Origin of the sequence: Methylobacterium sp. B1 (assembly GCF_000333255.1) — a bacterium.
Taxonomy (GTDB): Bacteria; Pseudomonadota; Alphaproteobacteria; order Rhizobiales; family Beijerinckiaceae; genus Methylobacterium; species Methylobacterium fujisawaense.
The window spans coordinates 1-8223 of record NZ_BACT01000264.1 but is presented as its reverse complement, the minus strand read 5'-3'; the positions used below and the strand labels follow the sequence as shown (position 1 = coordinate 8223).

The following is an 8223-nucleotide window of genomic DNA, read 5'->3' as shown; positions in this document are numbered from 1 at the left end:
GCGCGTGGCCGCACTGGGGGATCTCGACGCGCCGTGTCGGAGGTCCCCTGCGGGTCATCTCATCGGCGGTCGGAGCGAGGAGCAAGTCCGAATGCTCTCCGCGCAGGAGCAGGACGGGACAGGTTATGACGTCCCAGTCGCGCCACATGCTGACACTGTAAACTCGGCCGGGCCGGAACGCGTCGCCGATCCCGGGATCGTAATGGGGCCGCCAGCCGCCGTTCGGCACTTGGTGAAAGCTGTACTTGGCGATGTGGCGCCATTGCTCGTCGGTGAGCGGTCCGAATGCGCCCAGCACCGTGCGCAGGCGCGACTCGCCCGAGGCCAGGTTATGGTGAAGCCGGGGCGCGTCGCGCAGGCGCGAGCCGATCTCGCGGATGGGCGCCCAGGGTAGAAACGGGCCGATATCGTTGATCACCATCCGGCGGATCGGAGAGCGTGCGGCGGCGGCCAGGACCATTCCGGTGAGGCCGCCGAGGGAGGTGCCGACCCAGTCGATCTTCCCTGGAACCCGGAGATGCGCGATGAGCGCCGCCATGTCGGCGGCGTATTGCGGCAGGCCGTAGAGTTCCGGATCCTTCAACCAGCCGCTGAGACCGCGCCCGGGCAGGTCGGGACAGACGACCCGGTAGCCCAGCTTCGCCAGCCGATAGCCGAGCGCGTCGAAGTCGCGACCCTGGCGGCTCAGGCCGTGCACGCAGATCACCACGTGCGGGCTGTCCGCTTCGCCCCATTCCACGTAAGCGATGCGATGGAAGTCGTGCGGCGCATAGGCTTGGAAATGGCCTGTCCGGAACGGCACATCGGCGCGACTCAGATCGTCGAGCCGCAGCTTCGTCTCGGGTCCGGAAGCCGGCGCCGCGCCGGCGGCGGTCACGGAGTCTCCGTGCGCGCGGCGGCCTCGCGGGCGAGGCGGCTGGCCGTCTGATGGAGGTCGACCATCTGGTCGGTGAGCCGACGCGCCTGCTCCTGCAGGAACGCGATGTTCAGCGCCACGACCTCGCGGGCATCGGCTGCCGCGGCAAGGCGGTCCGCGAAATCGAGGCCCGCACGGACATTCGTGTCCGAAGCCACGAGCATCCGGTGGCCGATCTCCCGCATCGCCGCCATGGTATGGACGGCGTTGTCCTCAACGGCATTGTAGAGCCGCGCGCCGGCATCGTCCCATTGCTCGCGCAACGTGCGGGCACCGGCCGCATGACGATCGGCGAGATTGTGCGCGGTCTCGCGGCTCGAGCCCATGACCGCGCGCCAGCCCTCGAAACTCTGTGCCGCCGACGCCTCGAAGGCGTTCAGCGCCATCTCGCCGGCCTCGGCGAAGCGCTCATACGCCTCGCGCGCCCGGGCGACACTGCTCTCGGCCATGGCGCGGCCGGTCTCTTTGGAGACCACCGGCAGGTTGTCGTTCCCCACTGTCGTCTCCCGCAGATCGGACGATCGCATCCGGCCTCGGCCGCGCACGGCCAAGGATAGGGCATCCGACAGGGTTGTCTTCCCGTCAATCGCGCCCGGTAACAGAATCCGCGCGCGGCCCACGCTGTCACGGCAATCGCAAATGACAGGTGTGACGGCCCGCGAAATCATTGTCGCACGGAGCGCACGCCAAGCTCACCGCCCGATCAGAAGGCAAGCAAGTTCGATGGTGGAGGACCGGACCGATCCCCGCCGAGCTTCGCGAGGCCGGCCGCCACCCGTTCGAGGTCGGGCTCCGGCCGCGGGCCACCCAAATACGTCGCGCTGACCCCGGTGAGCCTGTGGGCGCGCGCCGCCCCCCCATGCGGGGCACGGATTGCGGTCATCGACGGAAGCCGCCGCTTCACCTATGCGGACCTGTACGGGCGCTGCCGCCGCCTCGCCGCGGGCCTCGCCGGTCGGGGCATCGGATCGCTCGACACCGTCGCGATCCTGGCACCGAACGTGTCCGAGATGATCGAGGCGCATTTCGCCGTCCCGATGCTCGGCGCGGTCCTCAATCCGCTGAACACCCGTCTGGACCCGGCGACGATCGCATTCTCGCTCCGGCACGGCGGAGCCCGGGCGCTCATCGTCGAGGCCGAGTACGCCGCGCTGGCCGCGCGGGCGCTCGCCGATTTCGCCGAGCCCGTCCTGGTGGTGGCGATCGGCGAGACCGGCATCGACGGGGCTGTGCCCTACGATTCCCTGCTCGCCGAAGGCGATCCGGACTATGCCTGGGTCGGTCCAGAGGACGAATGGCAGTCGCTCTGCCTGCTCTACACGTCGGGAACGACCGGAGATCCGAAAGGCGCCGTCTACAGCCATCGCGGTGGCTATCTCCAGGCTCTCGGCAACGCCGTGACCTTCGGGCTGACCGACGCGAGCGTGTATCTCTGGACGCTGCCGATGTTCCATTGCAGCGGCTGGTCGTATCCCTGGGCCAGCGTTGCCGCCTGCGCCACGCAGGTCTGCCTCCGGAAGGTCGAGCCGGCGTCCATCTTCCGGCTGATCGCCGAGCACCGGGTGACGCATCTGTGCGGTGCACCGATCGTCCTGTCCATGATCGCCCACGCGCCGGCCCACGACCGCGTGCCGTTCCCGCAAACGGTGCGCTGCGCGGTCGGCGGCGCGGCGCCCTCCTCGACGATCATCCGCAACATGGAGGATCTGGGCTTCCAGGTGACGCATCTCTACGGGGCCACCGAGAGCTACGGGCCCGCGACGGTCTGCCTGGCACAGCCGGATTGGGCCGACCTTCCCGAAACCGAACGATACGCCCGCATGGCCCGTCAAGGCGTGCCGCTGGCGACCCTGGAGGCCGTAAGCGTCGCCGACCCGGCGACCGACGCGCCGGTGCCGCGCGACGGCGTATCGGTCGGCGAGATCCGGCTGCGTGGCAACACGGTGATGAAAGGCTATCTCGGCAACCCGGACGCGACGGAGCAGGCGCTCGCGGGCGGCTGGTACCGGACCGGGGACCTCGCGGTCTGGCACCCGGACGGGTCGGTGGAGATCAAGGACCGGGCGAAGGACATCATCATTTCGGGCGGTGAGAACATCTCCAGCCTGGAAGTGGAGGAGGTGCTGATGCGGCACCCCGCGGTGATGCTCGCCGCCGTCGTTGCCAAGCCGGACCCGACCTGGGGCGAGAGCCCATGCGCCTTCCTGGAGCTGAAGCCTGGCGCGACGGAACCCGCCGACCAGGAGTTGATCGCCTTCTGTCGCGAGCGGATGGCGCGCTTCAAGGTGCCGAAAACCGTCGTGTTCGGACCGTTGCCGAAGACGTCGACGGGCAAGATCCAGAAGTTCGTCCTGCGCGAGCAGGCGCGGGCTCTCTGAGCCACGCCCGTCCGGCGCGTCGGAACGGATCACGTCACCATGCAACCCCTAGAGGCCGGAGACGAGGTGGCCCCCGTCGACCGCCACGACGCTGCCGGTCATGTAGGCGCCGGCATCCGAGGCGAGCAGCAGCAGCGGCCCATCGAGTTCCGCCGCCTCGCCCAACCGACGCTGCGGCACGCGCTTGATCAGCGCCTTGCCGGCGTCGGATTCGAAGAAGGCGTCATTCAGCTCGGTCTTGATGTAGCCCGGAGCGAGCGCGTTCACCCGAATCCCGTGGCGCGCCCATTCGAGTGCCAGACTCTTGGTGAGCTGCACCACGGCCGCCTTGGAGGCGGCGTAGGGCGCCAGTCCACCGGTCACCCGCAGCCCGAGGATCGAGGCGATGTTGACGATGCTGCCGCCCGCGCCGTGTCGGACCATGCGACGCCCGGCTGCCTGAGCCACGAGCCAAACCCCCTTGAGGTTCGTGTCAAGCACGGTGTCCCAGTCGGACTCGTCGAGATCGAGGGCCGGTTTCGTCGCCGTCACACCGGCATTGTTCACCAGGACCGCCACGGGTCCGAACCGCGATTCAGCGGCATCGAGCGCCCGCTCGACGCTCGCGGCGTCGGTGACGTCCATGACGACGGCATGGGCCTCTCCGCCTTCGGACGCGACGCGGGTGACGGTTTCGGCGAGGGCATCGGCCCGGCGGGCCCCCAGCGACAGGCGGGCTCCCGCGCGGGCGAGAGTTCCGGCGAAGTGACGGCCGAGGCCGCTTGAGGCACCGGTGATGAGGACGTGACGGCCGGCGAGATCGAATGGGCCCGTCATCTCAGCGCACCGACGCGACGGCCGGAGCCGCGCTCCGCTTGCGTTCGGCGTCGCGGCACGGGCCGGTGATGAGGATATCGGTCATGGCTCTGCGCCTCCCCTGCATGCACCGGCGATCCGCGGCCGCCGGCTCCCCGGTCTTCGCGCCGAGGCATCGACCGTTCTTTTGGACCGCCCCTGCCCGGTAGGCCAGCCAGACCGGCGAAGCCTTCACCTCATCGGCGGCCAAACAGCCGCTCGATATCGGCGAGCTTCAGCTCGATCGAGGTGGGACGTCCATGGTTGCACTGCCCGGAATTGGGCGTGGCTTCCATCTCGCGCAGGAGGGCGTTCATCTCCTCCGGTCGCAGCCGCCGCCCGGCGCGGATCGAGCCGTGACAGCTCATGCGCGACAGGACCGCGTCGAGGCGCCGGCCGAGCGGGCCGCCCTCCGCAGCCGGGACGCCGCCCTCCTCGTCGCCGCTGGCCTCCAGGGCGTCGAGGATGTCGGTGACGAGGTCGCGAGTCGAAGCGCCGAGCAGCGCGGCCGGCACCTCGCGAACGAGCACCGCCCCCGGTCCGAAGGCCTCGATGGCGAGACCCAGCCGCTCGAGGTCCGGCGCCGCGGCGACCAGCCGGTCGGCCTCCTCGGGGCTCATCTCGACCACATCGGGGATCAGCAAGCCCTGGCGGGCGATGCCGCCCGTTTCCCGCTCGGCCTTCATCCGCTCGTAGACGAGCCGCTCGTGCGCGGCGTGCTGATCGACGATGACGAGGCCGTCGCGGGTCTGGGCGAGGATGTAGGTTTCGTGGATCTGTGCCCGGGCCGCGCCGAGGGGATGATCCAGCGTCTCCGTCGCATCGTCGGCCACGCGGATATCGGCCTGGGGCGGCGCCGACACCGGGGCCGGATCCGGGCCCGCGAACACGGCCTGCGCAGCCTCGCCGAATCCCGCCGGCGCGGCCGGCACAGGCTGCGGCGCCCGCCACGCGGTCTGCGGACGGTAGCCTGACGGTGCCGCGACCGACGGCGTGCCCACCGGAAACAGGCCCGGTCGCGTCGGTCGGAACAGGCTCGGGGCGGCAGCGCCGCTATGGGTCGCGAGCGGCGGACCGGCGGGGCGCAGGGCGTCGAGGGTCCGCGCGGCGCCGGTGGTGGCCGAACGGGCGCCGCCGCGGCGCAGGGCGTCGTGGATCGCGCTCACGATCAGCGCCCGCACGAGGCCCGGCTCACGGAAGCGCACCTCGGTCTTGGCCGGGTGGACGTTGACGTCGACGCGGTCCGGGTCGCACGCGATGGAAAGGCCGAGCACCGGATGGCGGTCGGAGGCCAGGGTGTCGGCGTAGGCGCCGCGGATCGCGCCCAGCAGGAGCCGGTCGCGCACGGGGCGCCCGTTGACGGCAAGGTGGATATGGGTCGCCGCGCCGCGATGATAGGTCGGCAGGCCGACATGGCCGGTCACGGCAAAGCCCTCCCGGGCCAGGGAGACCGGCAGCGCATTGGCGAAAAAGTCGGGCCCCAGAACAGCGGCGAGCCGGCGCAGCTCCGCCTCGGGTCCGGTCTCCGCGGGCAGGACCAGCGGCTGCCCGGCATCGGCGCGAAGGGTGAAGCGGATCCCGGGCTGCGTCGCGGCAAGCCGGCGCAGCGTTTCGGCGACGGCGGTGTTCTCCGCCCGGTCCGATTTCAGGAACTTGAGCCGTGCCGGTGTCGCGGCGAACAACTCGGTCACTTCGATCCGGGTCCCACGCTGCGCCGGTGCCGGACGGACCTGACCCTTCAGCCCCGCCTCGACCGTCAGGCTGGCCCCGGCCTCGGCATCCGGGGTCCGGGTGACGATGGCGAGCCGCGACACCGCGCCGATCGACGGCAGCGCTTCGCCGCGGAACCCGAGGGTGGCGATCGCCGTGAGGTCGCCGCCCGGAAGCTTTGAGGTGGCGTGCCGCTCCACCGCGAGGTCAAGGTCGTCCGGCGTCATGCCACGGCCGTCATCGACGACCCGGATCAGCCGCCGTCCCCCGGCCTCGATGGTAACCTCGATGGCACGGGCCCCGGCATCGATGGCATTCTCGACCAGCTCCTTCACGGCAGAGGCCGGACGCTCAACGACTTCGCCGGCCGCGATGCGATCGACGAGCACGGGGTCGAGGCGACGGACGGACGGCGCGTTCAGGGCGGTGGACATCGCCACGGAGAATAGTCCCTGCGCCGCGGTGATCCAATCACGCTGCGCAGTGCGGACTGGGAATCAGGCGCGGCGCAGCGATCCGCCCAGAGAAATCCGGCCGCCGCCGCTGCGCGTCCCCTGGCTTGTCGCCACCTGGGGCCGGCGCGACAGGTCGAACAATGCGTTGCCGACGACGCCTGCCGTCCGCCGCAGGGTGGCACCGTCGCAGGTCGACGCAACGCGAACGCCGATCGCATGGGTGTGACTGCGGCCGTAGAGCCAGACCGCGAGCCGCGCCCGGGTCGCCTCCGGGATGCCCTCAAGGAGAAAGACCGCGCCCTCAGGATCGGCCTTGATCAGACGACCGACGACGTCCGGTGCCACCGGGCACTCGAGGGCGGGATCGTCGATGCTGAGCGTCCGGTCCTGAGTCATAGCGCCCCCTGGCAGCGTCAAGGCGTCAGCGTGGGCGGTCTTGGTTAACGAATGCTCACCGCGCGACGTCGGAAACGCAGACCGCCTGCGAAGCCGCGCATCTTCGGCTCGCCGTGATGCAGCCCGACGCCATGCGCCCGCATCTTCGGAACCCTAGTCAGTCCGTCTCCGGTGACGGTGCGGGCGCTACAACGGCCGGCGGATTACCCGGGCGATCAGCCCGATGATGCCCTCCCGGAACAGCAGCACGCAGAGCACGAACACACAGCCCTGGATGATCGTCACCCAGGCCCCGAACTGCGCGAGGTAGGTCTCCATGGTGACGATCACCAAGGCCCCCACGATCGGTCCGAAGACCGTGCCCATGCCGCCCACGAGCGTCATCAGCACGACCTCGCCGGACATCGACCAGTGCACGTCGGTGAGCGAGGCGAGCTGGAAGACGATCGCCTTGGTGGAGCCCGCGAGTCCCGCGAGGGTCGCGGAGAGGACGAAGACCGCGAGCTTGTACTGGCTCGCCCTGTAGCCGAGGGAGATCGCCCGGGGTTCGTTGTCGCGGATCGCCTTCAGCACCTGCCCGAAGGGCGAGTGGATGATCCGGTAGATCAGCAGCATCCCCGCCATGAAGATCACGGCGACGACGGCGTACATCGCCCGGTCGTCCGCGAGGCTGATCGCGCCGAACAGGTTTCCGCGGGGCACCGCCTGGATGCCGTCCTCGCCGCCGGTGAACTTCGCCTGCAGGGAGAAGAAGAACACCATCTGGGCGAGCGCCAGGGTGATCATCGAGAAGTAGATGCCCTGCCGGCGGATCGCCAAGGCGCCGAAGATCAGACCCAGCAGGGCCGCCGTCACCGTGCCGCTGAGGATTGCCAGTTCCGGCGTGAAGCCGAGCTGCTTGGCCGTGTAGGCGCAGAGGTAGCTCGCCATGCCGAAATAGGCGGCATGGCCGAAGGACAGCAGGCCGCCGTAGCCGAGCAGCAGGTTGAAGGCGAGCGCGAACAGCGCGAAGCACAGCACCTTCATCAGATAGACGGGGTACAGGACGAGCGGCGCTACGATCAGCAGCAGCGCGATGCCGATGAAGATCAGGCGATGGAGCGCCTTGTCGTCCCGGCTCGTCGGGAGCGCGGCGGCGATCGGGGCGGCCTCGAGGGCGGCGGTGTCGGCCATGGGTGTCGAGCCTCAGTTCGCGGTCAGGCCGTGCGCCCGAACAGGCCGGCGGGTTTGACGAGCAGCACCAGCACCATGATCACGAAGATCACGGTGGCCGACGCCTCCGGATAGAACACCTTGGTCAGCCCCTCGACGAGGCCCAGGGCGAAGCCCGTGATCACCGACCCGATGATCGAGCCCATGCCGCCGATCACCACCACGGCGAAGACCACGATGATGATGTCGGCGCCCATGTTGGGGTTCACCCGAGTAGATCGGCGCGGCGAGCACCCCGGCGAAAGCTGCGAGCGCGACGCCGAAACCGTAGGTCAGCGTCAGGAACAGCGGCACGTTCACCCCGAAGGCCTGGACGAGCGTC

At 69.9% G+C, this 8223-nt stretch carries 7 protein-coding genes and 1 pseudogene; 1 reads left to right on the top strand and 7 read right to left on the bottom strand.

The genetic code is table 11. From position 1 onward, the window contains the following. On the bottom strand, positions 1 to 877 hold an 877-nt coding region (locus I53_RS07635), incomplete at its 3' end, for an alpha/beta fold hydrolase (protein WP_043348664.1). Further along, positions 874 to 1413, bottom strand: a complete 540-nt coding sequence (locus I53_RS07630; RefSeq protein WP_043348669.1) for a phasin family protein — start codon at positions 1411 to 1413, stop codon at positions 874 to 876. The genes I53_RS07635 and I53_RS07630, both read right to left, overlap by 4 nt. Positions 1414 to 1746: 333 nt before the next feature. On the opposite strand from I53_RS07630, the gene I53_RS07625 reads away from it, so the two are divergent. Then, positions 1747 to 3294, top strand: a complete 1548-nt coding sequence (locus I53_RS07625) for an AMP-binding protein (RefSeq protein ID WP_251982252.1) — start codon at positions 1747 to 1749, stop codon at positions 3292 to 3294. Positions 3295 to 3342: 48 nt separating this feature from the next. On the opposite strand, the gene I53_RS07620 is transcribed toward I53_RS07625, so the two are convergent. The 5 genes and pseudogenes from I53_RS07620 to I53_RS07595 all read right to left on the bottom strand — a co-directional run. Beyond that, entirely contained in the window at positions 3343 to 4110 is a 768-nt protein-coding gene (locus I53_RS07620) for a glucose 1-dehydrogenase (RefSeq protein ID WP_043348661.1), read from the bottom strand. 215 nt (positions 4111 to 4325) lie between these two features. Next, a complete protein-coding gene (gene mutL, locus I53_RS07610) occupies positions 4326 to 6272 on the bottom strand; it encodes a DNA mismatch repair endonuclease MutL (protein WP_043348657.1) in 1947 nt (648 codons plus the stop codon). 63 nt (positions 6273 to 6335) lie between these two features. Then, positions 6336 to 6638, bottom strand: a complete 303-nt coding sequence (locus I53_RS07605) for a hypothetical protein (protein ID WP_244538817.1) — start codon at positions 6636 to 6638, stop codon at positions 6336 to 6338. A 237-nt stretch (positions 6639 to 6875) separates the two neighbouring features. After that, a complete protein-coding gene (locus I53_RS07600; protein ID WP_043348651.1) occupies positions 6876 to 7862 on the bottom strand; it encodes a branched-chain amino acid ABC transporter permease in 987 nt (328 codons plus the stop codon). Positions 7863 to 7885: 23 nt separating this feature from the next. Then, positions 7886 to 8223: pseudogene (locus I53_RS07595) on the bottom strand (branched-chain amino acid ABC transporter permease); the annotation flags it as partial.